Origin of the sequence: Azorhizobium oxalatiphilum, assembly GCF_014635325.1 — a bacterium.
Taxonomy (GTDB): Bacteria; Pseudomonadota; Alphaproteobacteria; order Rhizobiales; family Xanthobacteraceae; genus Azorhizobium; species Azorhizobium oxalatiphilum.
Genome location: NZ_BMCT01000010.1, coordinates 1 through 23999 on the forward strand (window position 1 = coordinate 1; position 23999 = coordinate 23999).

The window sequence follows — 23999 nt, forward strand, 5'->3', positions numbered from 1 at the left end:
TCAGCAACCTTGCTGCGCCGATGGCTGTGAACCAATACCCTTCTCAAACGCCCTCTTAGACACGAGTTGCTTCGGCCAACAAACTCCGACGACGACTGAAATAGTCGTAGTTTACAAAACCGGCCGAAGATTGGTTATGAGAAGTGCCGTTCCTTGATTCGGGAAGGATTCGGCATGTCACAAAGCCACTTCATTGGGCTGGATGTCTCGGCCCGCACTGTCAATCTCTGTGCCGTTGATCAAGATGGCCTCGTCGCTCACGAGCGGAAGCTCTCCTCCGACCCGGATGAGATCGCGCAGCACATACTGTCACTACCTTTTGCGATCGCGCGCGTCGGCCTGGAGGCCGGAATGCTTTCCCAGCATATCTATGGTCGGCTGGCCGAGAGCAACCTGCCAGTCGTCTGCGTCGAGACTCGTCATATGAAGGCGGCGCTTTCGGCGCAGCTCAACAAGACCGACCGTCATGATGCGCGTGGAATCGCCCAGATGATGCGTGTCGGCCTGTTCAAGCCGGTTCACGTCAAAACGCCGACAAGCCAGCGCCTTCGAACCATACTCACGGCACGTCAGCTCCTGCGGAGCAAGCTCCAGGATGTCGAGAACGAAATCCGCGGCCTCATCCGGAACTTCGGCTACCACCTCGGTAAGGTGACCGCTCGCGACTTTGAGCCGCGTGTCCGCGAACTGATCGCAGATACCGACCTTCATATCGTCGCCGATGCCCTGTTGCTTGCCAGGCGGTCGCTGCGGGAACAGTTTGGCCGACTTGACGACATACTGGTCAAGCTCGCACGGCAAGATGAGGTAACGCGCCGGTTTATGACCGTGCCGGGTGTCGGGCCTCTGATTGCTCTGACGTTTCGGGCGACGGTCGATGTTCCGTCCCGCTTCTCGCGCTCCCGCACGGTTGGCGCACACTTCGGCCTCACGCCCCGTAAACAGCAGTCCGGCGAAGTGGATCGGAGTGGCCGCATCTCGCGCTGGGGAGACGAGATGATGCGCAGCCTGCTCTATGAAGCGGCGCAGGTGCTGTTGACGCGGGTCAAGCGATGGTCATCGCTGAAAGCCTGGGCCGTACGCGTCTCCCGGCGCAGGGGTCACAAGAAGGCTATCATCGCATTGGCGCGCAGGATCGCGGTGATCCTGCATCGCATGTGGATCGACGGCACGGAATTCGATTGGGGTGTGAGGCCGGAAGCGGCCGCCCCATCCTCTTGAGATGCGGCGAGGAAGACCCTGCCGATGCACCTCCCCGCGAGGGGACGGGGACTGACGAGTTCGCAAATACGACTTGACCGCCGAGGCCCCGCCAACGCGATGTCGCATTATAGATTGTTCCGTCGGCTCCTCTGATCCCATCCTGTGGCGGCCCTGTGCCGACCACGAAGAGAAGCATGATCCTTGCGGGTGGCTTGCTCAGTTCTGATCGTCGGGCGCGACCAGCTCGACGTGGCTGACGCCAAGAGCTTGAGCCAATTCGTACAGCGTAATCACGGTCGGATTCCGTCGGCCGCGTTCAAGACTACTGAGGTATTGTTGACTGAATCCGGAACGCGCCTCGACCTCTTCCTGGGTCAGGCCCTTCTCCCGACGCAGGCGGGCGAAGTTCCGGCCGACCAATTTGCGCATATCCATGCGCCGGAAGATCGCGGTTTACATACTTTGAGTTTATCAACTATAATATGTAAACGGGGCTTCTTCGGCAGGAGAAACCCACCTATCCGGTTGACCCGAATAGAGAAGTCGTAGTTTTGGCGTACGCGTAGGTCCGTGTGGGAGGTGATCATGCATGATCACCGCCCGACAGTTTCGGGCCGCACGCGCGTTGCTGGGTTGGACACAGGAGACGCTCGCTGACAAGGCCCGGGTCTCATTGACCGCGCTCAAACGCCTCGAATCCACCAGTGGCCTCGAGGTTTTTGAGAGCACGCGCGATGAGGTGAGACGGGCTTTCGAACGCGCCGGCATTGTCTTCCTGAACTCAGATCAGGGCAAGGGAGTGCTGCTCGTTGATGCGAAGAAGGAAACCTGACGTTCCACAAGTCGCGGCGTTGCAAATTCGTCTCGCGTCAAGGTCATGCGTTATCATTCCGATCAAATCACGGTTAACAATATCCTCCAGTTTGGATACATCTCGCGATCGGGGGATGTTGTGACCAAAGACGATTTTCTCGACCAGCCGCCGGCTGGGGCGGCATTGACCGCCTATGACGAGGCGCATCTGAAGCTGTACGTCCGGCTGCTGGATGCCGACGCTGAAAAAGCCGACTGGCGCGAAGTCGTCGAAGTCCTCTTCGGCCTTGATGCCAAGGCCGAACCGGAACGCGCTCAGCGCATCTACACCAGTCATCTCGACCGCGCGAAATGGATGACGAAGAGCGGTTTTTGCGAGTTGCTCCAGGGCCGCCTGCACTGAAGTGATGCGTAAACCGCATCACGTTGCGGCCACTTCGTTCTTCCCGCGCTCCGTTCAACCCGGAATCGTATCCTCTGCATAACTCGCGTTGTAGACCTTGCGCGGAGACGGTGGAGATGTCCGAAGATGAAAGTTGGCGGTCTGAAGCCGCCTATGACTATATCGACAAGTTGACCCCCGGCGATCTTGCCTGGGAGTTCCTGCGTCGCAATCCCGATTACAGACGATCATATCGAGAGTTGGTTGCCGTCGGGCGACTGACCGAAGACGTCGCCCGACAGTTTGCCGAGCAATGGGGGTTGCGATTTCGTCGCCGACCCTCGCAACTCGGCACTCATCCAGCCGATCTTCTGGACCCCGCAAACCGATCCGGCGACACTCCCTTTCGCCAGCGGACCGAGCCCGGCGGGAGAAATCCGCCTCCGCGCTGAGAATCTGCGCACCCACGCCATCCTTGAGCATGATCCTCGTTTGATCCGGCTCGCACTGCGTGGCGAGCCCCACGATGTTGCCCTGGTCGACGTCGATGATGCCCGCCCCCTCGGCGCATTCGTCATGTTCGACGAATTGACGCCTGACCGGCTGACTGCGGTTGAACGCCTGTGGCATGCAATGTTCGGCAAGCGCGTGCCGCCGGATCCACGCATGACGCTACAGAGACGTCAGCGCGCCCGCCAGATGCTGCGCGCTGTCGACGCGCGCGAGAGCGGCGCCATCTACCGCACCGTCGCCGAGCATCTCTTCCCCCAGCACAAGATTGACGCAGCATCCTGGGTCGGCGACCCGATCCGGGAGATCACCATCCGTCTCGCCCGCGACGGCATGAAGCTGGTTCGCGGCGGCTATCGGACATTGCTGCGCCGCCCACGCCGGGATCGCTGATACCCGCTCGCGTGTCGATTTTAGCATCTTACTTCGACATCGTCCGGGGCACCGTCTTCGCGCCACCGTGCTCGCAACCCGCCGCTTATTCGAAGCGGCCGCCCGCGAGACCACGGAGGTGCGATCATGGCCGAAAGAGCCGCCAATTTACCGCCACGCTACCTGAGAACGCAGGAGGCGGCGCGCTTCCTCGGCCTTTCCGAACGCACTCTTGAAAAACACCGGACCTACGGGACCGGTCCGATCTACCGCAAGCTCGGCGGCCGCGTCGTCTATTCCGTCGACGACCTTCAGGCCTGGGCGGATCGCGGTCTCGTCACCTCCACCTCCGATCCGCGCGGCGGCACCGTGCTGCCGGCCAAACGCCAGATCGCTTCGCCCGCCACCGCCGGCGGCCGCTTCCCACGCTGAGGCGGCCGGCCATGCTGTCCCGCCACATCCATCACGATGACCGCGCGCAACTCGATCTGTTCCGGGCGCTGCCCGGCGATCTCGCGCCCCGCGACGCGCAGGACCTCATGGCCTATCCGTTCTTCTCGCTCGCCAAGTCGAAGCGCCTGGCGCCGATCGACTTTAAAGCGGGCTCGGTGAAGATCCGCGTGGAAGCCGTGCCCGAGCACGGCATGGCGACGATCTGGGACGCGGACGTCCTGATCTGGGCGGCCTCGCAGATCGTCGAAGCGCGCGATGTGGGCTTGCGTCCCTCTCGCCTGATGGCGACCACACCATACGAAATCCTGAACTTCATCGGCCGCGGCGTCAGCTTACGTGACTACGACCGCCTGAAGGCGGCACTCGATCGATTGCAATCGACCACGGTGGCGACCTCAATCCGCCAGCCGACCGAGCGGCGAATGCACCGCTTCTCCTGGATCAACGAATGGAAGGAGCGCGCCGATCACCGCGGCCGCCCGCTTGGCCTCGAGCTGATCCTCCCTGACTGGTTCTACGGCGCCGTGCTCGACGACGCGCTCGTGCTGACGATCGACCGCAAATACTTCGACCTCACTGGTGGCCTGGAGCGCTGGCTCTACCGGCTGGTGCGCAAGCACGGCGGTAAACAGGAGTTCGGCTGGAGCTTCGACTTCCCCCACCTCCATGCCAAGTCCGGCAGCCTCTCGCCGCTCAAGCACTTCGCCTACGACCTGCGCGACATCGTCCGCCGCCAGCCGCTGCCCGGCTACCGGCTCACCATCGAGCAATGCGTCGGCGGTCCAGAAATCCTGTCCTTCGCACCCACCGATCTCGACGCGCTCGGCATTCCGCGCCGCCGTCGCCGCTCGACAACTCGCCCTGGGGATAAGCTGTGAATAGTCTCGTGCTATCAGGGACCGGCCCTATCGTGCCATTGGGGACCGGACTCTCGTGCTATCGGGGACCGGAATCGCCGATTCATCGCGCTGAATCAGCAGCTTGCGAGCCTCGTAACTTATCTAACCTAGATTCCTTCGGAATTTTTCTAACGGAAGCGGCTTTTTCGCGCCGTGTGGACGAGTCCCCGTTTCCCGGGAGACCGTCATGATCGTCGCGCTCCTCAACCAGAAGGGCGGCGTCGGAAAGACGACGCTGGCGCTGCATCTCGCTGGCGAATGGGCTCGCAACGGCAAGCGCGTCACGCTGATCGACGCCGATCCGCAAGGCTCGGCTCTGGACTGGTCGCAGCAGCGTAGCCGGGAGGGGTTGGAGCGGTTATTCGGTGTCGTCGGCCTGGCGCGCGACACCCTGCATCGCGAGGCGCCGGAGCTGGCGCGTGACGCCGACCATGTCGTCATCGACGGTCCGCCACGCGTCGCCAGTCTGATGCGCTCGGCGCTGCTCGCCGCGGATCTCGTGCTGATCCCGGTGCAGCCGTCGCCCCTCGACGGCTGGGCGTCGGCCGAGATGCTGACGTTGCTCAGCGAAGCGCGCATCTACCGCCCGCAGCTTGCCGCCCGCTTCGTACTGAACCGCTGCGCGGCCCGCACGGTGCTCGCCCGCGAAACCGCCGAGACGCTCGCCGATCACGACCCGCCATTGCTGGCGACGACCATCGGTCAGCGCATCGTCTTCGCCGATGTCGTGCAGACCGGCCGGCTCGCCGCCGAGCAGAATGAGGATTGTCCGGGTGCGCGCGAGATCACCGCGCTCGCGGCCGAGGTGACGAGGATCGGCGCATGAGCGAACGATCCCCCAAGCGCGGCTTCGCATCCCGGCCAGGCGATCCGGAGAGCTGGATCAAGGCGCCTGATCGCCAGACGCAGCGCTCTCTACCCGCCGATGACTTCTCAGCCCGACTGACCATCGACGTCACCGCCGACATGCGTGGCCGCATCAAGATCGCGGCCTTCCAGCGCGGCCAGACGGTCGCCGACATGCTCCGCGCGCTGTTCGAGCGCGAATTCCCATCAGCCCAAGGAGACGCTCAATGACCGGCCTTGCCGCCGCATCCGCGCGCCCCGGCCGCGCCCTTCATGCGCCGCAGGAAGATCTCACCCAGGTCGAGCTGGTCTGGATAGAGAAGCAGATCGAACACTGGATCCGCTTCGGCCGCGAGGTCCGCGAACAGGTCCTCGACCGCCGCCGCCGCATCCTCTTCTTCCCTCCCGGTGCGACCTTCGCGCTGGTGCGCTGGGCCGCGAACGAGCACGGCACCGTGCTCTCCCGGCTCGACATTCTGCGCGCGGTCGCTTCCGGCGAACCCTGCCATACGCTCCCGACCGTGACGCCCGGCGGCGACATCCTGCTACGGGTCGATGGCTGGCCGAAAGTGGAGCGCGTGCTCCAACTCATCGACGCGGTCGAGGCCATCGGGATCGATCCAGTTGATGTCTCACCCGATCACTGGCGGCACGTCCATAACCGCCTGACCGCCGGCGAGACGCCGCGCGGCTACACCATGCAGCGCCATCGCGCCTTCCTTTTCCGCCGGAAGATTGGCGCATGAGCCGGCTCGGCTATGCCATCACCACGACGGCCGCCGTGTCGTTGCTCGGCATTCTGTCGCTCGTTTCCTTCGCGCCGAAGCTGATCTGGAACGCCTCAGCCAGCACGCCCATTGGCCTCTACTCCATCGAGCCGGACCGGTCACCGGACGTCACCGATCTGGTCGCCGTGAATGCGCCCGAGCCGCTCGCGAGCTTCCTCGCTGAGGGCGGTTATCTGCCGCGCGGCGTGCTGCTGGTGAAGCGCGTCGTGGCACTTCCTGGCCAGCGGGTTTGCAGGACGGGCGTCGCGATCACCGTCGACGCCGTGCCCATGGGCGAGGCGCTGGATCGCGACCGCCACGGCAATCCGCTGCCCGTCTGGCAGGGCTGCCGCGTCGTCGCCGAGGGCGAGCTGTTCCTGATGAACTGGGAAGTCCGCGACAGCCTCGACGGCCGCTACTTCGGACCGCTGCCTGCCTCCGCCGTGATCGGTCGGGCCATCCCTCTCTACACCGACGAGGACGGCGATGGCCGCTTCGTCTGGCGCGCGCCAACGCGGTGACGGCGAGCCCATGCCCAACCTCACCGCAATCTGAAGGAGGAAATCATGTCTCTGATCGGTCAATTCACCCGCGACGATGGTGGCTTCATCGGCCACTTGGAAACACTCCTGCTGCACCAGGACATCATCATCATTCCGGCCGAGCCGTCCGATGCCGAGAATGCGCCGGATTTCCGCGTGTACGTCTTCGACAGTATGAACAACGAACCCCGAGCCGAACTCGGCGCGGGTTGGAAGCGCACCGGCGAGAAGGCGGGAGATTACGTCGCGCTGCAGCTTGATGATCCATGCTTTCCGCAGCCGATCCGCGCCAACCTGTTCCAGTCGGCCGACGACAAGTCCGCCTGGGGCCTGCACTGGAACCGCCCGCCCAAGCGCGGCGAGCGGGACTGAGCGATGCCGGCCCGCCGCCATCGCGCTGTTGTCGGACAGTTTCCCACCGTCCGGCACACAGTCTTCATTCTCCTTTCCGGCCTTTTCACCGGCCTGTCGTCGACCGTCCCGGCCGCCGCACAAGACGCGTCGGTGGAGCGCGCATCACTTAGCGATCCCTATGCCGATCATATCGCCGACGCAGCGCGCCGGTTCGGCATTCCGGAAGCGTGGATTCGGGCCGTCATGCGCGTCGAAAGCCGCGGTGATGTGCGCGCGATCTCACCCAAGGGCGCGATGGGGCTGATGCAGATCATGCCAGCGACGTGGGGAGATTTGCGCACCCGCCATGGTCTCGGCGGCGATCCATTCGACCCACGCGACAACATCATGGCGGGCGCCGCGTATCTGCACGAGATGCACGATCGCTACGGTTCGCCCGGCTTTCTGGCGGCCTATAATGCCGGTCCCGGGCGCTACGAGGAATATCGCGCCACCGGTCGCCCATTGCCGACCGAAACCCGCGCCTATGTCGCCGCTCTCGCACCGATCATCGGTGGCGGCGGTCTTGCTGCCCCCGTCACGGTAGCGACCGCCGATCCGCTCGCCTGGACCCGTGCGCCGCTCTTCATCGTGCAGGTCGATAGCAGGACGGGTGCAGATCGGCCGCAGCCCGACGGGGATACCGCTGCACCATCTGCGCCAGATTCCGCAGCCGATCCGGCACGGTCTGGACCGCGATCGGACGGGCTGTTCGTGGCGCGAACCGGCAGTGCGGGGCCGCGATGATGGGCTTCGCACTCCCTGCGGCATTGTCGGGCTCTGGCGTAGAATTGGCGTCAGAAGTGGGAAAAGCAGTCATCACAACCGCACGATGGCAGGATAAAGGGCCGCGATGTGCGGCCTTGTGCGGTTGTGGTTTTTCAAGGGGTTATGGCGCGTTTACGCGATGTGCGCCTGATCGGCGCAGCCTGCGCGCGCGGCGCTTTCCCAACGATTTCCTGGGCTTTGCGCGATGTGCGGGGCCATGCCCATGAGCGCCGACGACGATTTCCGCATTCGGCCGGGCCGTATCCGTTCAACGCGCGCCCAGCAGGCCAGGCCGTTCATCGCGCAGGCACTTGCCGCCGCGCAGAAGGCCGGAGGCGCAGTCTCCAGGCGTGGTCAGATCGGCCCCGGCAACCGCTCACGCTTCGGCCGCGGCCAGCGCGCGGCGGTGCAGGCCAACCGGCTGCTCACCGCCCGCTCTCGCGGGGCCGTCGTCAAGGCGCGCGTCGTGCGCCAGGGCGGACGCAATGCGCCGCTCGGCACCCACCTCAATTATCTGCGCCGCGAGGGCGTCACCCGGGATGGAGAGAAAGCGCGGCTGTTCGGCCCCGGCCGGGATGACGTCGATCCCAAGGCCTTCGCCGAGCGGTGCGAGGACGACCGGCATCACTTCCGCTTCATCGTGTCGCCCGACGACGCGGTGGAGATGGCGGACCTCAAGGGCTTCACCCGCGAGCTGGTCGGGCAGTTGGAGAAGGACCTCGGCACGAGGCTCGATTGGGTCGCGGTCGATCACTGGAACACCGAGCATCCTCATGTCCACCTGATCGTGCGCGGCGTCCGCGACGATGGCGAGAACCTCGTGATCTCGCGCGATTACATCAAGGAGGGCATGCGCGACCGGGCCCGCGACCTCATCACCCAAGAACTGGGACCGCGCACCGATCTGGACATCCGTCGCACCATCGAGCGCCAGGTCGAGTCCGAGCGCTGGACCAATCTCGATCGTCAGCTCGCGCGCGACGCCTACAGGACCGGCGTCATCGATCTCGCTCCGCATCCCGACCGGCAGCCGGACGGATTCCACGCCCTGAAGGTCGGGCGGCTCCGCAAGCTCGAGGGGCTCGGCCTCGCCGACGAGATCGGTCCCGGCCAATGGACGATCTCGGAGAAGGCCGAGGCGACGCTACGCGACCTCGGCGAGCGCGGCGACATCATCAAGCGCATGCACCGCGCGCTGACCGACCGCGGCATCGAACGTGGCGCGGCCAACTATGTGCTCGCAGGCGAAAGCCTGAACGATCCCGTCGTCGGCCGGTTGGTGACGCGAGGTCTCGACGACGAGCTCAAGGGCACGGCCTATGCCGTGGTCGACGGCGTCGATGGCCGAACCCACCACATCAAGCTGCCCGATCTCGAGGCCGCCGGTGACAGCGCGCCAGGTTCGATCGTCGAACTGCGCAAGTTCGACGATGCGCGGGGCCAGCGGCGCGTCGCGCTTGCTGTTCGCTCGGATCTCGACATCTCCGCCCAGGTTACCGCGACCGGCGCGACCTGGCTCGATCGGCAGGCGATCGCCCGCGAGCCGGTGGCGCTTGGCGGTGGCGGGTTCGGCGCCGAGGTGCGGGACGCAATGGACCGCCGCGCCGAACATCTGATCGAGCAGCGCCTGGCTGAGCGCCACGGCCGCAGCGTCATCTTCTCCCGCAACCTCATTGACACGCTGCGTCAGCGCGACGTCGAAGCGCTCGGGGCAAAGCTCGCTGCCGAGACCAGACGCCCGTTCGTCAAGGCGGGGACCGGGGAATATGTCGCCGGCGCCTATCGGCAGCGCATCGCTCTCGCCTCGGGCCGCTTCGCCATGATCGACGACGGCCTCGGCTTCCAGCTCGTGCCCTGGTCGCCGTCTCTTGAAAAGCATCTTGGCCAGCATGTCTCCGGCGTCGCCCGCGGCGATGGCGGGGTCGACTGGAGTTTCGGCCGCAAGCGCGGCCTCGGCCTGTAGCCCGTAATAAAAGAAAGGACCCCCGCCATGTCGGCGACCAAAATCCTCTGGGGCCAGATCCTCACCGTCTTCCTGATCGTGCTGTTCACGACGTGGGCAGCGACAGAGTGGACAGCCTATCGGCTCGGTTTTCAGCCCCAGCTCGGCCCACCCTGGTTCGAGCTTGCCGGTTGGCCGGTCTATTACCCGCCCGCCTTCTTTTGGTGGTGGTATTTCTACGATGCCTATGCGCCGCCGATCTTCGTCGAGGGCGCCTATATCGCGGCGTCGGGCGGGTTCATCTCGATCGCCGTCGCCATCGGCATGTCGGTCTGGCGGGCCCGAGAGGCCAAGAACGTCGAAACCTATGGCTCGGCACGTTGGGCGCGGGATGACGAAGTAAAGGCGGCCGGCCTGCTCGGCCCCGACGGCGTGGTGCTCGGCAAACTCGATCGCGACTATCTCCGCCATGACGGTCCAGAGCATGTGCTGTGCTTCGCCCCGACCCGCTCCGGCAAGGGCGTGGGGCTCGTCGTGCCTTCGCTCCTGACCTGGCCAGGCTCGGCGATCGTGCATGACATCAAGGGCGAGAACTGGACGCTGACCGCGGGCTTCCGATCGCGGCATGGCCGCGTCCTGCTGTTCGATCCGACCAATCCGAAGTCGGCCGGTTACAATCCGCTGCTCGAGGTGCGCCGTGGCGAGTGGGAGGTCCGCGACGTCCAGAACATCGCCGACATCCTGGTCGATCCGGAAGGATCGCTCGAGAAGCGCAATCACTGGGAAAAGACCAGTCACGCGCTACTGGTCGGCGCGATCCTCCATGTCCTCTATGCGGAAGCCGACAAGACGCTCGCCGGCGTTGCCGCCTTCCTCTCTGATCCGAAGCGGCCGATCGAATCGACGCTGGCCGCCATGATGAAGACCGCGCACCTTGGCGAAACCGGTCCCCACCCCGTCATCGCCAGCGCAGCGCGCGAGCTGCTGAACAAATCGGACAATGAGCGGTCCGGCGTGCTCTCGACCGCCATGTCGTTCCTCGGCCTTTATCGCGATCCCGTCGTCGCCGAAGTGACAAGGCGCTGCGACTGGCGGATCGCCGATATCGTCGGCGGCAAGCGGCCGTCAACGCTTTACCTCGTGGTGCCGCCCTCGGACATCAACCGGACCAAGCCGCTGATCCGCCTGATCCTCAATCAGGTCGGCCGGCGTCTTACCGAGGATCTGCAGGCCAAGGGCGGTCGCCACCGGCTGCTCCTCATGCTGGACGAGTTCCCGGCGCTGGGACGGCTCGATTTCTTCGAGTCCGCGCTCGCGTTCATGGCGGGCTACGGCCTGAAGAGTTTCCTGATCGCCCAGTCGCTCAACCAGATTGAAAAGGCCTACGGGCCCAACAATTCGATCCTCGATAACTGCCATGTCCGCGTCAGCTTCGCGACCAATGACGAGCGAACCGCCAAGCGCGTGTCGGACGCGCTCGGCACCGCAACCGAGATGCGGGCGATGAAGAACTATGCCGGCCATCGGCTTTCGCCCTGGCTCGGCCACCTGATGGTGTCGCGGTCGGAAACCGCCAGGCAGCTGCTCACGCCTGGTGAGATCATGCAGCTTCCGCCCTCCGATGAAATCGTCATGGTCGCCAGCACGCCGCCGATCCGCGCGAAGAAGGCGCGCTATTATGAAGATCGCCGGTTTCAGGAACGGGTGCTGCCACCGCCTAGGATCATCAAGCCCGATGGGGTCTCGTCCGATGACTGGAGCAAGCTGGCGTTACCGCCATCACCGGAGGTCCTGACGGCGGCGACGGGAGCCAATCCGGATGAGGAGGATACGACTGAGTCCGAGCGGCGGCGCCAGCCGGAGCTGAGCCGCGTGCAGCCGATCGCCAAGGTGGCGCCGATCGAGAACGAGTTCGAGATCGACCCGGCGGACGATGCGGATGACGACGCCGCGCGCCTCAGTCGCATGAACCAGAACATGCGCCAGGCTTCGCTTGACCCCGGCGACGGCATCGAATTTTAGGAACGCCGCGATGACGAAATCACCGAAGAAGCAGCGGCTCTCCGTCTATCTCGAGCCCGACGTCATGAGGGCTCTCTCGGCGCATGCGGCCCGGCGTGGCCACTCAATGTCGCTAGTGGCCGAGGCCGGCATCGCATCCTTCCTCTCGCCGGATGCGGCTGAGCGCCAGGAGGCGGCGATCACTAAGCGGCTCGACCAAATTGACCGGCGCATGACCCGCGTGGAGCGCGACGTCGATATCTCTGTCGAGACGCTGGCGATCTTCGTCCGCTTCTGGCTGACCACGACGCCGGCATTGCCCGAGCCTGCCGCTCAGGCCGCTCGTGCCAAGGCCAGCGAGCGATACGAGGCGTTCATCGCGGCTCTGGGTCGTCGACTTGCGAGCGGGCCGAAGCTGCGGCAGGAGATTTCGGAGGATATCAATCAAGCGCATCGGGCAGAATAGTTTCCGCCAACACGGCTATAATAGCGAGCGCATCCATCGAAGATATCAAACATTATTGCCGGACGATCGAAAAGAGATCACGGATTTCCGAGCATAGATCGTTTCCACGGGCATAACTATCGTATCGCCTGACTAAGGAGGCGATGCAATGATTTGCACCATGACCCATTCCATAACCGCGCCTGCAGCAGGTCGCATCAAAGGACCGGCGGGCGCTCTGCTTGCAATCATTTTGCCTATCGGACTGTTCTTCGGGTCTTCAGCCGCCGCTCAGGAGGTAGATGGAGAGCGCTTGTTCCGGCAGCGTTGCGCCGCCTGCCACAACATCGAGCCGGGACAAACCAAAATGGGCCCCTCACTCCTTGGCATTATCGGCCGGACTGCCGGCAGCGTCGAAGGCGCGAACTATTCCCAAGCGATGCAATCTTCCGGCATCACCTGGGATCGCCAGTCACTCGAGACCTTTCTCACCGCGCCGCGCCAAATGATCCGCGGGACACGGATGACCGTCAGCATCCCCGATGGCGCACAGCGGACTGCAATCATCAACTACCTCGAGAGCCAATCACCAGATTGAGGAGAAGCCTTCATGACAGCCTTCACGATCAACGGACAAGCGGTCAATGTCGCCACTGAACCGGATACACCGCTTCTTTGGGTGATCCGGGAACATCTGAAGCTCACCGGCACCAAATTCGGCTGTGGAATTGCTCAATGCGGAGCCTGCACCGTCCACGTCGACGGCGAGCCGATGCGCTCCTGTCAGACTTTCCTGGAGGATGTCGCCGGCCGCAAGGTCACAACGATCGAAGGTCTGTCGCCGGATTCCAGCCATCCGCTGCAGAGGGCTTGGATCGCCGAGCAGGTGCCGCAATGCGGCTACTGCCAATCCGGCCAGATCATGCAGGCGGCCGCCCTTCTTGCTGCCACGCCCAACCCCACCCGCGAACAGATCGTCGACCACATGGACGGGAATATCTGCCGTTGCGGGACCTATGTCCGCATCATCAGCGCGATCCAGCGCGCAGCAAGGGAGGGCTGAGCCATGACCCCGATTCTCCAGCCTCAAAGCCGCGTGCTGTCGCGACGTAGTTTTCTCGTCACGACCGGCGGCCTCGGCATCGCTGTCGCGTTCGGGAGCGTGCCCGACCTTGCCAGCGGCGCAGCCATGGCACCCGCCGCCGAGGGCGACTTCCGTCCCAACGCCTGGATCACGATTGGCGCGGATGGCACGGTCAGCATCATTTCGCCGGCCGTCGAAATGGGCCAGGGCATCACGACAACGCTGCCTCTGCTCGTCGCGGAGGAACTGGATGCCGATTGGAGCCGTGTGCGGGTGGTCCAGGCGCCGTCCGACGCGGAAACCTACGGCAATCCTGGTTTCTACGGGATTCAGCTTACCGGCGGCAGCGAGTCGACGCGCGGTTACAATGCGCTGCTTCGCATGACTGGTGCCCAGACACGATTAATCCTGCTGGCGGGCGCAGCTGGGATGCTAAACGTGCCAGTGAGTGAGCTTGAGACCGAGCCCCACAGGGTTCTGCATCCATCCTCGGGGCGCTCGTTGGACTACGGTGAGATCGCTGCCAGGGCGCTACTTCCGGATCCGTTGCCGCAGGCCACAGAGGCCGACCTGAAGCAAAGCCACAGGTGGCGCTATATCGGAAGCAGGACGATCCAGCGCATCGACGTACCCTCGAAGGTCAATGGAACCGCGGTCTTCGGTATCGACGTTCAGCTTCCGGACATGCTCCACGGCGCGGTCCTGCGGGCGCCGGTTCAGGACGAACGGCCTGAGACCATCGACGATGCCGAAGCGCGCGATGTGCCCGGCATCACCCATATCGTCCCACTGTCCTATGGCGTCGGCATTGTCGGCGAAACCGTTGAAGCCACGCGGCGCGCGAAAGATCTGCTCAATGTGACCTGGAGCACAACGTCAAGGGTTCGCAACTATAGCAGCCAGCGGCTGCTCGACGAGTATCGCGCCGTCGGCCGCGACTTTGGCCAGCAAGGCGTTCCCGCGCATACCAATGGTGACGCCGAGGCCGCGATCGCTGCCGCCACGACGGTCATAGAAGCCGATTATATGAGTGACCATGTCGCCCACGCGACCATGGAGCCGATGAACGCCACGGCGCTCGTGACCGGCGACAGGGTGGAGATCTGGGCGCCGACGCAAGGTCCGACGGGCACACAGGGCTTCGCAGCAGAGGTGGTGGGCACCACGCCTGACAAGGTCAAGGTGAACACAACCCTGCTCGGCGGCGGCTTCGGACGCAAGGCGGAGGCGGACTTCATCATCGATGCAGTGTCGCTGGCCAAAGCCGTGGAGGGCCGACCGGTTAAGGTCATCTGGAGCCGCGAGGACGACGTCCGGCACGACAAGTTCCGGCCGCTCGAGGCGCAGCACGTCAAGGTCGGCCTCGATGCCGAGGGGAACATCGTCGGTTGGCGTCACCGCATTGTGGCGGATTCGATCTTTGCACGAACCTTGCCACCGGTGTTCGAAGAAGCAGGCGGCCACGACGACGTCGTGACCGAGGGTGCGAAATTCAATTATACTGTTCCCGCCCATCAGATAGAATATCTACGCCAGGACAACGGTCTGGCCATCGGTTTCTGGTTCGCCGTGGGGGTCGGCTATACGAGGTTCGCAATAGAATGCGTTGTCGACGAGATCGCCGCCGCCAGAGGCATCGATCCCGTCGCGTTGCGGCTGGAGCTTCTCAAGGACCAGCCGCGCGCGCGCAAGGTGATCGAGACCGTGGCCCGGATGGCTGAGTGGGACCGGGCGCGAGACGGCCGGGGGCTCGGCGTCGCTTACTCCGATGCGTTCGGCTCGCATTGTGCCCAGGTCGCCGAGGTCTCGCTGAACCGGGACACCGGCGCCATCCGGGTGCACAAGGTCTGGTGCGCGATCGATCCCGGTGTGGCGATCCAGCCTCTCCATATCGAGGCCATGATGATGACCGGCATCACCAACGGTACCGGCCATGCGCTGTTCGAGCAAATCAACGTCATAGACGGCGAGGTGCAGGAGTCGAATTTCGATACGTACCGGTTGATCCGAATGTCCGAGGCGCCTGAGATAGAAGTAGCCGTGGTGCCGACGCCGGGGAGTCCTTTTGGCGGCATTGGTCAGGCAGGTCTTCCACCCACCGGCCCGGCAATCGCAAACGCTGTCGCGCGGCTCACCGGAGGTGTGCGGCTTCGCCACTACCCGTTCACGCCAGAACGCGTGAAGGCAGCTCTGGATACCTAAACCTTCTTTGGGCAACGCAGCCCTCCACAACTGGCTCGGCGAACGACTTCCCATAGCCGCGCGGCATCGCGGCTATGGGCTCTCCTGTTCAATCACTGCCGGCGGGCGGCCATTCAAGAATTTGTAGGAATGGGCAATTTTTCTGAAGGATCGCGCGTGTCCGTCTGAGCGAGAAAAGAATAGCCTTTCAGGCGACATAGCTGAAATCCTGAGAGTTGTTCATGTCCTATGCGATCTCCGTCAATGGCCAGATTCACCACGTCGAAGATGACGGGCAGACTCCTCTTCTCTGGGTGCTTCGCGACACGCTGAAGCTCACCGGCACCAAATATGGCTGCGGCGTCGCGCAATGTGGTGCGTGCACCGTGCATGTTGACGGCACGCCGACGCGCTCCTGTACGCTCCCCCTGGAGGTGGCTGCCTCGGCTCGAATCACCACAATCGAATCCATCGAAGGAGTCGAGGCGCAGGCGATCCGGGACGCATGGGTCGCGCGCGATGTCCCGCAATGCGGATTCTGCCAGTCCGGGCAGATCATGAGTGCCGTTGCGTTGCTCCGCACCCTCAAGACCCCGACCGACCGCGACATCGATGTTGCCATGAGCGGCAACATCTGTCGCTGCGCCACGTACAACCGGATTCGTGCCGCGATCCATGACGCTGCGGCCCAGCTCGGCACGGCCCGATGAGGTGGCGGCGATCCCCTTCCGAGCCACGGCGCGGGCGTCTTCGCATTGGCCGGTGGCTGTTCGCCACATTCGCAGCGATGATCGCGGCAACGCTCGTCTATGCGCTCTATCCTCGGCCAATGCCGCAGACGCAGGCTATTCAGATCCGTCAGCCGCTTCCGGATATCGCGCGTCTGCGAACAGTGGCGGAGTTCGCTGCAATCGCCGACCTGGACCAGCGTTCGATCGCGCTATTCGAGGAAGCGGGTCGCGTGATCCAGCACCCACGCTGCATGAATTGTCATCCGCGAACGGATCGCCCCACCCAGACAGACGCGATGCGTCCGCACAGGCCATGGGTATCACGCGGTCCGGATGGCGCCGGAGAGTCGGCGCTCCGCTGCTCGACATGCCATGGAGCCACGAATTTCGAGTCATCCGGCGTGCCCGGAAACCCAATGTGGATGCTCGCACCGATCGAAATGGCCTGGCAAGGCAAGACGCTTGGCGAGATCTGTCGGCAGCTTCTGGACCCGGCACGCTCTCATATGAGTCGCAAGGAGCTGCTTCAGCACATGAGCGAGGATGCGCTTGTTGGTTGGGCCTGGCACCCTGGCGGAGGTCGCAAACCCGCGCCGGGCACGCAGGCGGAGTTCGGGGCAATCATCAAGGCTTGGCTCGATACCGGCGGAAAATGCCCTGCATGAACCAGCCCATTTTTCGGAAGAGGAAACGCCCGTGAACAAGCCACAGGCCCCCAATCGAGGGTTCCGTATGACGCGTCGGCGGATGATCCTGGGCGGATCGCTGATCGGCGGTGCCCTGATCGTCGGTTATACCGCCACACACCCCATGCAAGTCGCTGGCGCGATCCTTCAGGGCGGCGGTAGCGATCCGGGACCGAGCGCCTTTGGGCCCTTCGTTCGCATCGGCTCCGATGGATGGGTGATAGTGGTCAACAAGCAGCAGGAGATGGGCCAGGGCATCCATTCCGGCATAGCCGCGATGGTCGCTGAGGAACTCGACGCGGATTGGGATCGTGTGCGCGTGATTGAGGCGCGCAACAACTTCCGCGCTTACGGCTTGCAAATGACGGCGGGGTCGAACGCTATCGCCAGCAATTGGGACGCAATGCGCAATGCAGGCGCTGCGGCGCGCGCGATGTTTGTCGCGGCCGCCGCGCACCGCTGGAATGTTTCGAGCCAGTCCATCGAGGTGCGGGACGGCGTTGTGTCGCATCCGGGCTCGAACCGGTCTGCGACGTTCGCCGACCTTCTTGAAGACGCGTCTCGCCAGACGCCTCCGCAGTCGCCCACGCTCAAACAGCCTGAGGATTATCGTCTGATCGGCACCGATAGGGTGCATCGCAAGGACAGCCTGGCAAAAAGCACCGGCGCCGTGATCTACACTCAGGATATTCAACGTCCCGATATGCTGGTTGCGATGGTGGCGCACAGCCCCCGTTTTGGCGGAACGCTGGCGCGGTTCGATGCGTCTGACGCGCTGAAGGTGAAGGACGTCGTCGACGTTTTCGCAATTGAGACCGGTGTCGCGGTAGTGGCGAAGACGACATTTGCCGCAAGGCGCGGACGCGACGCACTGCGTATCGAGTGGAACGACGGCGAAGCCGAGATGCGGTCAACCCCGGAGCTCATCGAATATTATCATCAAATTGCGGCCGGGCGGGGCGACCTGGAGCCGAGCGACTTCGGGACCAAGGGCGAAAATCCTGGGGCCCCCTTCGACGGCGACGTCGTCGAGTTCGCGTTCGATTTCCCCTATCTGGCCCATGCTCCGATGGAAACGCTCGATTGCGTCGCTCAAGTGGACGGCTGGAACGTGTCGATCAGCTCAGGCGCCCATCTGGCGACACTCGACCAGGTCATGGCGGCGATCGCCGCCCGCACGATCCCCGGCAAGGTCGACCTCGAAGTCGTGCCGGCCGGCGGCTCGTTCGGCCGCCGCGGCATCATGTCTTCCGATTATCTTGTCGAATGTGTACGGATTGCAAAGCGGATCCAGGGGCGTCCCATCAAGCTGATCTGGAGCCGGGAGGACGAGATGATGTCTGGCTACTACCGGCCGATGTCGCATCACCGCGTTTGGGTCCAGATGGGAGCCGATGCCTTCCCGGCGCGTTGGCGCGTCCACAGCGTTTGCCAAGCTTTGACGCCGATCGGGCCGAATTTTCAAGCGACTGAGGGGATCACCAACTCACCCTATTTTTCGACCGCCTCGACCGTCGACGGCAAGATCTTCAGTCCGAGCTTTCCGGTCGTGGTCGGCTTCTGGCGCTCTGTCGGCGCTTCGCACACCGCCTTCGTGATGGAGCATATCATCGATCAGCTCGCGCGGCGGGCCGATCGCGATCCGGCGGCATATCGGCGTACCCTCTATGAGAGGGCCGGCGATACGAGACGGATCGGGGTGCTCGATGAGCTTTGTCACAAGGTGGACTGGGGCAGCCCGCTCCAACCGGGCTGGGCCCGCGGCCTCGCAATTGCCGAGGCGTTCGGTACGGTCGTCGGTCAGGTCGCCGAGGTGCGGCTGGTCGACGGACGTCCGATCGTGCGCCGCGTTGTCGCTGTCGTCGACTGCGGAATTGCAGTCGCGCCAGACCAGATCGCAGCGCAAATGGAGGGCGGCATCGGCTTCGGCCTGTCGGCCGCGCTGTACGGGGCGATGACCTTGAAGGACGGGATCGTCCAGGAGACCAATTTTGACAGCCATCCGGTCCTGCGCATGAATGAGATGCCGGCGGTCGAAACACATATAATCAAGTCCACCAGCCGGCCGACCGGCATGGGCGAGCCCGGCGTACCGCCGATCGCGCCCGCAGTGGCGAATGCCATGCTGGCATTGACCGGGTCTCCAACAAAAAGTCTGCCCTTCCTTAGCGGTAACGCACTCAGCAATAGCGACGTGTCCTCGCAGTCCTAGTCGTTGGCGGCGGATGTAAGCCTTTGGCCTCAACCAGGTCGGCCTCCGCTGCCGCCACAGCGACCGCGCGCTCTATGCATCGACTCCCATTGTCGGCATTGGGACGCAGCCGATCGGGCGGCACGCCTGCAGCAACGGAACTGGTTTCCGATCTGACCTTCCGCCAACGTCCATACTGTCGAGGCGAGCAGTCCATGACTCGTTTAAAGGCCGTGCTGAACGAGCTTTCCGATTCATAGCCGAGCGAGATGGCAACCGCGAAAACGGAATCGCTCGAATTCTCCCGCCTGTCGCAGGCAAGCAGCATCCACTACCGCGCCACATACCGCATCGGCGGCGGCTTTCCGACGCGCTCCTTGAACCTGAGCGCGAATGTTGAGCGCGACATTCCGTCGATCCCGCCAAGTTCTTGCAGAGTCCATTGATGAGCGGGGGCGGAGCGAATTGACTTGATCGCAGCGCAAGCTGCTTGTCCGCGAAAGTGAAAAACCAGCCGACGCGATCACCGCCGCTCGCGTTCAGAGACCACTTCGTCCACTTTCCGGATAGCCGTTGCCACCCGTCAGGAGAACCCAGCGGCCCTGTTGGGGCGGAATGTCGGCGGTGCTCCAGTCGCGCACATCCGCACCGGCCCGGCTTGACAAGCCTGCGATATAGCCATCCGAACCGCGGAGCAGACCGGCAGAGACGCCGACTGCGGACACCTAGTCTCTGCCGAATGCTATGAATTTTTCGCGCGACGCAGCGGCCCCGATGCTGGAGAAGCCATGCCGCAGCCGTGTGCGCTTCCGCGCCCCTAGTCTAGACCGACGTTTTCAAAGCGACCGTGTCCGAGCCCTACCCGCCCGACCAACGGTCGGACGGACATTGCCCGTGCGCTTCAATGTGTGCGACCTGCTGGCGACAGGATGTAGCGAATATCTGAGGGGCCGGTCCACGCGTCAGCGACTGCCATGAGTGGGAGCGTCGTGACGGAGGCATTGAATCCGGCGCTGTTCGTCTCCGACAGAAGCTCGCGAGCGCCAGCCAACAATTCCCGGATGGCGACGCTGCCGATGCCGCTGCCTATCAATTCGAGCCCAGAACTGCGAAAAGCATCGCCACGGATCGAAATCTCGTCGCCCGCCGCCGTGCCGAGTTGCACGTAGCGCACACGCGGTTCGCCGTTCCGTGCCCCCCGGTTTATGGTTGCGGCGGCAATGACTCTTGCGGCAGGCTCGCCCCACAGGAAATCAAGCACGACATCGACGCCTCGATCGAATTCCGCGCGCAGGGCTTCATCTGCACGGTCGTCGAGAGCGATGCGCGACTCGACATCGAGCCGGTCCAGTGTCGTCTTGTTGCGACCAACTGCAATGACCCTGTGTGCGCCGAAGTGCCGCGCGATCTGCACGGCCATGCCCCCGGCAGCACCCGTCGCGCCGTTGACGAGAACGGTAGCGCCCGGCTGAAGCGGTGCCCTCCGCGTGAGGGCGACCCAGGACGCCAGGCCACCGGTTGCGACCGCGGCGGCGCGCACGTTCGATATTTCATCGGGGATGGCAACGATCATCTCGTCCGAGACCAGCGCCAGCTCTCCCATCGAGCCGAAAGGGGCCTTGGGGAAAAGAAAATAGACCCGCCGGCCCTCCGGATCGGTGCCAACACCGTCCACGCCCGGTACGAAGCCGGCCTGGGCGCCGCTTGTGTAATGCTTGCCTGACGCCAGGGCCTTGACGATCGGGCTCAAGGGCGCCGCGTGAACCCGCACGATCGTTTCTCCTTCACCCGCGACGGGGTCGCGGAAATCGCCGTAGGCGGGCGCCTTTCCGAAATCTGTAACGACTGCTGCTTTCATCTTTTTTCTCCTTATTGCCCGATGAACTGTCGGTTAGGAGACGCAAATAGCTTGGATCTTCGGTACGTTCTCTAGCTAGAGATACCAACTTTCTTCGTGATCGTACTCCGCCCATGGATCCACTGTCTGAAATCCTCTCGCTCCTCAAGCCGCGCAGCTACATCACCGCCGGGTTCGACGCCGGCGGCGACTGGTCGCTGAGGCTGGACGATCTTGCCGGCCGCATCAAATGCTACGCGGTAATGCACGGCAGTTGCTGGCTGTCTCTGGAAGACGCCGGAGAACCGGTCCAGATCGTAGCCGGCGAATGTTTCGTGCTTCCGAGCGGACGCCCGGTTCGGATCTCAAGCGACCCGGCGCTGACGCCGACGCTCGCAAGCAAAGCCCTTGCACCGGACCGGGATGGAGAAACTGTGACCTACAATGGCGGCGGAGACGTGCATCTGACTGGAAGCCGGTTCGAAGTCAGCGGTCGGCATGCGGATGTGCTGCTCCGCACGCTGCCGCCCGTCATGCACCTCAAGTCTACCGGGGATCAGGTGGCCCTCCGTTGGTCGATCGAGTTGATGATGCAGGAACTGCGGGAGGCTCGGCCGGGCGCGTCTCTCGTAGCCCAGCACCTAGCGCATATAATGCTGACGCAGACGCTCCGCTTATATCTGACTCAACAGTCCGGCACGGAGATCGGATTGTTCGCCGGCCTCGCCGACCCACAGGTCGGCTCCGCCATCGGAGCCATTCACGCCGATCCGGGACACGGTTGGACGCTCGAAGAGCTTGCCGTGAATGTCGGCATGTCACGAACTGCATTCGCACGACGTTTCCGCGAAAAAACCGGAGAGACGCCGGTCGCTTACCTCACGCGCTGGCGGATGATGCTGGCCGCTGAGAAGCTTGTTGGCGGAAATGAGACGCTGGCGCATATCGCGCGCGCTGTCGGCTACGAATCCGAGAACGCATTCAACACCGCCTTCACTCGCGTCATGGGGTTGTCACCGCGGCGCTATTCTAAAACTGTGGATGCTCGCTCGCTTGTCGAGCAGCTACCGGGTGTGGACCTTTGAGCTCCTGCGCGACGGATAACGTTCGCGGATATCGCATTGTAAGGAAAGTTCGCGAAAGCAACTGCTTTGCGAATTCCAAAGTCATTGGATCAAACGAGCACGAGCCGAAGCCTGTGCCGCTCGGATCAATCCCTGATACTGGGCGTCCTTCCCGGGATACCAGGGCATCCGCCCGATATCGGCGAAACCCGAGATCGTTTCCATATGCTGGACCATGCGCCGGCGCATCGCCTCGTCTGGCAAGGGTCCGTACATGGCTTGGACATTGTCCTCGGCATGCTCCGGATTCGCGGTACCGCACAGCACCGTCGTAACCGCCGGATGCGCCATGACCCATTTGAGGAGGAACTGCGCCCAGGTGGCCGCTTCGAATTCCCCAGCGAAGTCCGGTAATGAGCGACCTTCCACCACCTTCATCAGGCGAGCCTTTTCGAGCGGAAGGTTGATGAGGACGCCGACCCCGCGGGCGGCCGCCGCCGGCAGCAGGCGGCGCTCGGCGCTGCGATCGAAGATCGAGTAGTTCGTCTGAATGAAATCGACGCCGCCACGCTCGACCAGTTCGGCGACTTGATCCTGGGCGCCTGCTTCATGGTGGGTCACGCCGACATAGCGAATGCGACCTTCCTTCTTCCAGGCCTGCATCAGCGGGATGATGACCGGCGCGTTGACGATGCTGTGGCACTGCATGAGGTCGATCGTATCGCGCCAGATGCGCAGCCTCGACTGCTCGAAGCTTGCCAATGCATGGCTTTCGTCGCCGAGATATTCGCCGGTCGACCAGATTTTGCTGGCGACGAACATCTCGGATGCCTCCGGCGTGCCCGCCAGAAACGCGCCAACAGAGACTTCCGCCGATCCGTAGAGGGGCGACGTATCGACGACCCGGCCACCGCCCGCGACGTAGCGCCGAAAGACCTCGCCGAGATTGCTGCGGTCGTCGCCGGGGCGGGCGTCAAAGGTGAGAAATGTGCCGAGGCCGAGTGTGGTGAGCGTCTGCTCCGTTCTCGGAATTGTCCGCATTCGTGCAGGCGTCGTGGAGGCCGTCGCCGGCCCGCTTGGCTGGGCTTGCGCGTGGGCTTCACCAGAAAAAACGGTGTGGTAGCCAGTATGGTGACTCCCGTGCCCAGAGCACCAATGAAACCGCGCCGGTTAAGGCCTGAATCCTGCTGTTCGCTCATGCGATAGTCTCCTTCAAAAGATGCTCGATATGGATCGCAATTCCCGAAGTCGCCGCGGGCAGGGGCCAGTGACGAGCGCGATCTGGTTGGCAGAAAAGCCGGCGGCTCAGACCACGAAGTCGAAACGCGCGAACTGACCGTCATCCGCAGGGCCGACCGCCATGAGCAGCGTTTCATCGAAAATCCGGTCACGCGCATTGCCTGGCTCGCCCGGAAAGAAGAGCTGCGTTGTCAGGACATCCCCGCCCGGACGTTGAACCCTGAAATGGAAGTGTCGCGTGCGTCCCGGATACAGTGCCGGCACGACGGTGTTGAACCACCAGCGTCCCTGCTCGTCGGCGAATTGATGTCCCCGCAAGCGGAAGCCTTGACGATCGTACTCGCCGTTTTCGTCGGCTTGCCAGATCTCGACGAGGCTACGCGGCACAGGGCGGCAGCGAGTGTCGAGGACGTAGCCCGCGACGGTGATGCGCTCGCCGCGCGGCGCCTCCAGAAAGAGGTGCTGCTTCAACGGGGAGTTCGGCTTGAAGAACGGGCCGGCTTCACGGGCGGGCGTCGGTTCATCTCCGTCGGTGCAGGCACGCGTCAGCGGCAGCGGCGGCGCCTCCTACCCGAAAGCGATCACGCCAGTCAGCGGCACGAGCGGCATGGCGAGAAAGCCCGAAAGAAGCGTGCGCCTCGATGTCGTCA

27 protein-coding genes and 1 pseudogene are annotated in these 23999 nt (G+C 63.7%); 23 read left to right on the forward strand and 5 right to left on the reverse strand.

The features are described 5' to 3' along the window. Window positions 1-174 precede the first annotated feature (174 nt). The gene (locus IEW24_RS24870) at window positions 175-1221 is read left to right on the forward strand and encodes an IS110 family RNA-guided transposase (RefSeq protein ID WP_188583631.1); all 1047 of its coding nucleotides are present in this window, start codon (window positions 175-177) and stop codon (window positions 1219-1221) included. A gap of 198 nt (window positions 1222-1419) precedes the next feature. Here the strand turns inward: IEW24_RS24870 and IEW24_RS24875 are convergent, their stop codons facing one another. After that, window positions 1420-1638 (reverse strand): helix-turn-helix domain-containing protein, encoded by a 219-nt coding sequence (locus tag IEW24_RS24875; RefSeq protein ID WP_035022487.1) that lies wholly within the window; start codon window positions 1636-1638, stop codon window positions 1420-1422. Between the two features lie 154 nt (window positions 1639-1792). Between IEW24_RS24875 and IEW24_RS24880 the strand changes: the two genes are divergently transcribed. The 21 genes from IEW24_RS24880 to IEW24_RS24980 all read left to right on the forward strand — a co-directional run bounded on the left by IEW24_RS24880 (window position 1793) and on the right by IEW24_RS24980 (window position 19230). Next, complete coding sequence (locus IEW24_RS24880; protein ID WP_024021493.1) at window positions 1793-2035, forward strand: helix-turn-helix domain-containing protein; 243 nt, start codon at window positions 1793-1795, stop codon at window positions 2033-2035. Between the two features lie 120 nt (window positions 2036-2155). Further along, on the forward strand, window positions 2156-2419 hold the full coding sequence (locus IEW24_RS24885; RefSeq protein WP_188583632.1) for a DNA -binding domain-containing protein: 264 nt from the start codon (window positions 2156-2158) through the stop codon (window positions 2417-2419). Between the two features lie 116 nt (window positions 2420-2535). Continuing rightward, entirely contained in the window at window positions 2536-2850 is a 315-nt protein-coding gene (locus IEW24_RS28880; RefSeq protein ID WP_188583788.1) for a transcriptional regulator domain-containing protein, read from the forward strand. A 40-nt stretch (window positions 2851-2890) separates the two neighbouring features. Next, a complete protein-coding gene (locus IEW24_RS24895; RefSeq protein WP_235219134.1) occupies window positions 2891-3301 on the forward strand; it encodes a DUF2285 domain-containing protein in 411 nt (136 codons plus the stop codon). Between the two features lie 126 nt (window positions 3302-3427). After that, window positions 3428-3712 (forward strand): helix-turn-helix transcriptional regulator, encoded by a 285-nt coding sequence (locus IEW24_RS24900; protein WP_024021496.1) that lies wholly within the window; start codon window positions 3428-3430, stop codon window positions 3710-3712. Between the two features lie 11 nt (window positions 3713-3723). Next, a complete protein-coding gene (locus IEW24_RS24905) occupies window positions 3724-4611 on the forward strand; it encodes a replication initiator protein A (RefSeq protein WP_188583633.1) in 888 nt (295 codons plus the stop codon). 208 nt (window positions 4612-4819) lie between these two features. Further along, window positions 4820-5458 (forward strand): ParA family partition ATPase, encoded by a 639-nt coding sequence (gene parA / locus IEW24_RS24910; RefSeq protein WP_188583634.1) that lies wholly within the window; start codon window positions 4820-4822, stop codon window positions 5456-5458. Further along, window positions 5455-5709 (forward strand): hypothetical protein, encoded by a 255-nt coding sequence (locus tag IEW24_RS24915; RefSeq protein WP_024021499.1) that lies wholly within the window; start codon window positions 5455-5457, stop codon window positions 5707-5709. Before parA ends, IEW24_RS24915 begins: the two co-directional genes overlap by 4 nt. Beyond that, window positions 5706-6224: a DUF2840 domain-containing protein gene (locus IEW24_RS24920; protein ID WP_188583635.1), complete on the forward strand. Its 519-nt coding sequence runs from the start codon at window positions 5706-5708 to the stop codon at window positions 6222-6224. Before IEW24_RS24915 ends, IEW24_RS24920 begins: the two co-directional genes overlap by 4 nt. After that, a complete protein-coding gene (locus tag IEW24_RS24925) occupies window positions 6221-6766 on the forward strand; it encodes a S26 family signal peptidase (RefSeq protein WP_024021501.1) in 546 nt (181 codons plus the stop codon). Before IEW24_RS24920 ends, IEW24_RS24925 begins: the two co-directional genes overlap by 4 nt. Window positions 6767-6811: 45 nt before the next feature. Continuing rightward, the gene (locus IEW24_RS24930) at window positions 6812-7159 is read left to right on the forward strand and encodes a DUF736 domain-containing protein (protein WP_024021502.1); all 348 of its coding nucleotides are present in this window, start codon (window positions 6812-6814) and stop codon (window positions 7157-7159) included. Window positions 7160-7162: 3 nt separating this feature from the next. Further along, window positions 7163-7927: a lytic transglycosylase domain-containing protein gene (locus IEW24_RS24935; RefSeq protein ID WP_188583636.1), complete on the forward strand. Its 765-nt coding sequence runs from the start codon at window positions 7163-7165 to the stop codon at window positions 7925-7927. A 244-nt stretch (window positions 7928-8171) separates the two neighbouring features. Continuing rightward, window positions 8172-9911, forward strand: a complete 1740-nt coding sequence (locus tag IEW24_RS24940; protein ID WP_188583637.1) for a relaxase/mobilization nuclease domain-containing protein — start codon at window positions 8172-8174, stop codon at window positions 9909-9911. A 27-nt stretch (window positions 9912-9938) separates the two neighbouring features. Continuing rightward, window positions 9939-11912, forward strand: a complete 1974-nt coding sequence (locus tag IEW24_RS24945) for a conjugal transfer protein TraG (protein ID WP_188583638.1) — start codon at window positions 9939-9941, stop codon at window positions 11910-11912. Window positions 11913-11922: 10 nt separating this feature from the next. Continuing rightward, the gene (locus tag IEW24_RS24950) at window positions 11923-12357 is read left to right on the forward strand and encodes a CopG family transcriptional regulator (protein ID WP_188583639.1); all 435 of its coding nucleotides are present in this window, start codon (window positions 11923-11925) and stop codon (window positions 12355-12357) included. Window positions 12358-12505: 148 nt separating this feature from the next. Continuing rightward, window positions 12506-12934: a c-type cytochrome gene (locus IEW24_RS24955; RefSeq protein WP_188583640.1), complete on the forward strand. Its 429-nt coding sequence runs from the start codon at window positions 12506-12508 to the stop codon at window positions 12932-12934. 12 nt (window positions 12935-12946) lie between these two features. Further along, on the forward strand, window positions 12947-13399 hold the full coding sequence (locus IEW24_RS24960) for a (2Fe-2S)-binding protein (protein WP_024021656.1): 453 nt from the start codon (window positions 12947-12949) through the stop codon (window positions 13397-13399). 3 nt (window positions 13400-13402) lie between these two features. Further along, window positions 13403-15622 (forward strand): xanthine dehydrogenase family protein molybdopterin-binding subunit, encoded by a 2220-nt coding sequence (locus IEW24_RS24965; RefSeq protein WP_188583641.1) that lies wholly within the window; start codon window positions 13403-13405, stop codon window positions 15620-15622. A gap of 221 nt (window positions 15623-15843) precedes the next feature. Beyond that, entirely contained in the window at window positions 15844-16311 is a 468-nt protein-coding gene (locus IEW24_RS24970; RefSeq protein WP_188583642.1) for a (2Fe-2S)-binding protein, read from the forward strand. 77 nt (window positions 16312-16388) lie between these two features. Continuing rightward, entirely contained in the window at window positions 16389-16997 is a 609-nt protein-coding gene (locus tag IEW24_RS24975) for an Isoquinoline 1-oxidoreductase subunit (RefSeq protein ID WP_244644654.1), read from the forward strand. A 31-nt stretch (window positions 16998-17028) separates the two neighbouring features. Next, entirely contained in the window at window positions 17029-19230 is a 2202-nt protein-coding gene (locus IEW24_RS24980; RefSeq protein ID WP_244644655.1) for a xanthine dehydrogenase family protein molybdopterin-binding subunit, read from the forward strand. On the opposite strand, the pseudogene IEW24_RS29140 reads toward IEW24_RS24980, so the two are convergent. Together IEW24_RS29140 and IEW24_RS24990 are read right to left on the reverse strand one after the other, a co-directional pair. Further along, window positions 19199-19755: pseudogene (locus tag IEW24_RS29140) on the reverse strand (helix-turn-helix domain-containing protein); the annotation flags it as partial. The gene IEW24_RS24980 and the pseudogene IEW24_RS29140 overlap by 32 nt on opposite strands. Before the next feature lie 355 nt (window positions 19756-20110). Next, on the reverse strand, window positions 20111-21067 hold the full coding sequence (locus IEW24_RS24990) for a quinone oxidoreductase family protein (protein ID WP_188583643.1): 957 nt from the start codon (window positions 21065-21067) through the stop codon (window positions 20111-20113). 113 nt (window positions 21068-21180) lie between these two features. On the opposite strand from IEW24_RS24990, the gene IEW24_RS24995 reads away from it, so the two are divergent. Continuing rightward, window positions 21181-22131, forward strand: coding sequence for an AraC family transcriptional regulator (locus IEW24_RS24995; RefSeq protein WP_188583644.1), 951 nt, complete (start codon window positions 21181-21183; stop codon window positions 22129-22131). A gap of 81 nt (window positions 22132-22212) precedes the next feature. Here the strand turns inward: IEW24_RS24995 and IEW24_RS25000 are convergent, their stop codons facing one another. Together IEW24_RS25000 and IEW24_RS25005 are read right to left on the reverse strand one after the other, a co-directional pair. Further along, complete coding sequence (locus IEW24_RS25000; protein ID WP_188583645.1) at window positions 22213-23151, reverse strand: aldo/keto reductase; 939 nt, start codon at window positions 23149-23151, stop codon at window positions 22213-22215. Window positions 23152-23415: 264 nt separating this feature from the next. After that, window positions 23416-23904 (reverse strand): dioxygenase family protein, encoded by a 489-nt coding sequence (locus tag IEW24_RS25005; RefSeq protein WP_308469041.1) that lies wholly within the window; start codon window positions 23902-23904, stop codon window positions 23416-23418. Between the last annotated feature and the right edge of the window lie 95 nt (window positions 23905-23999).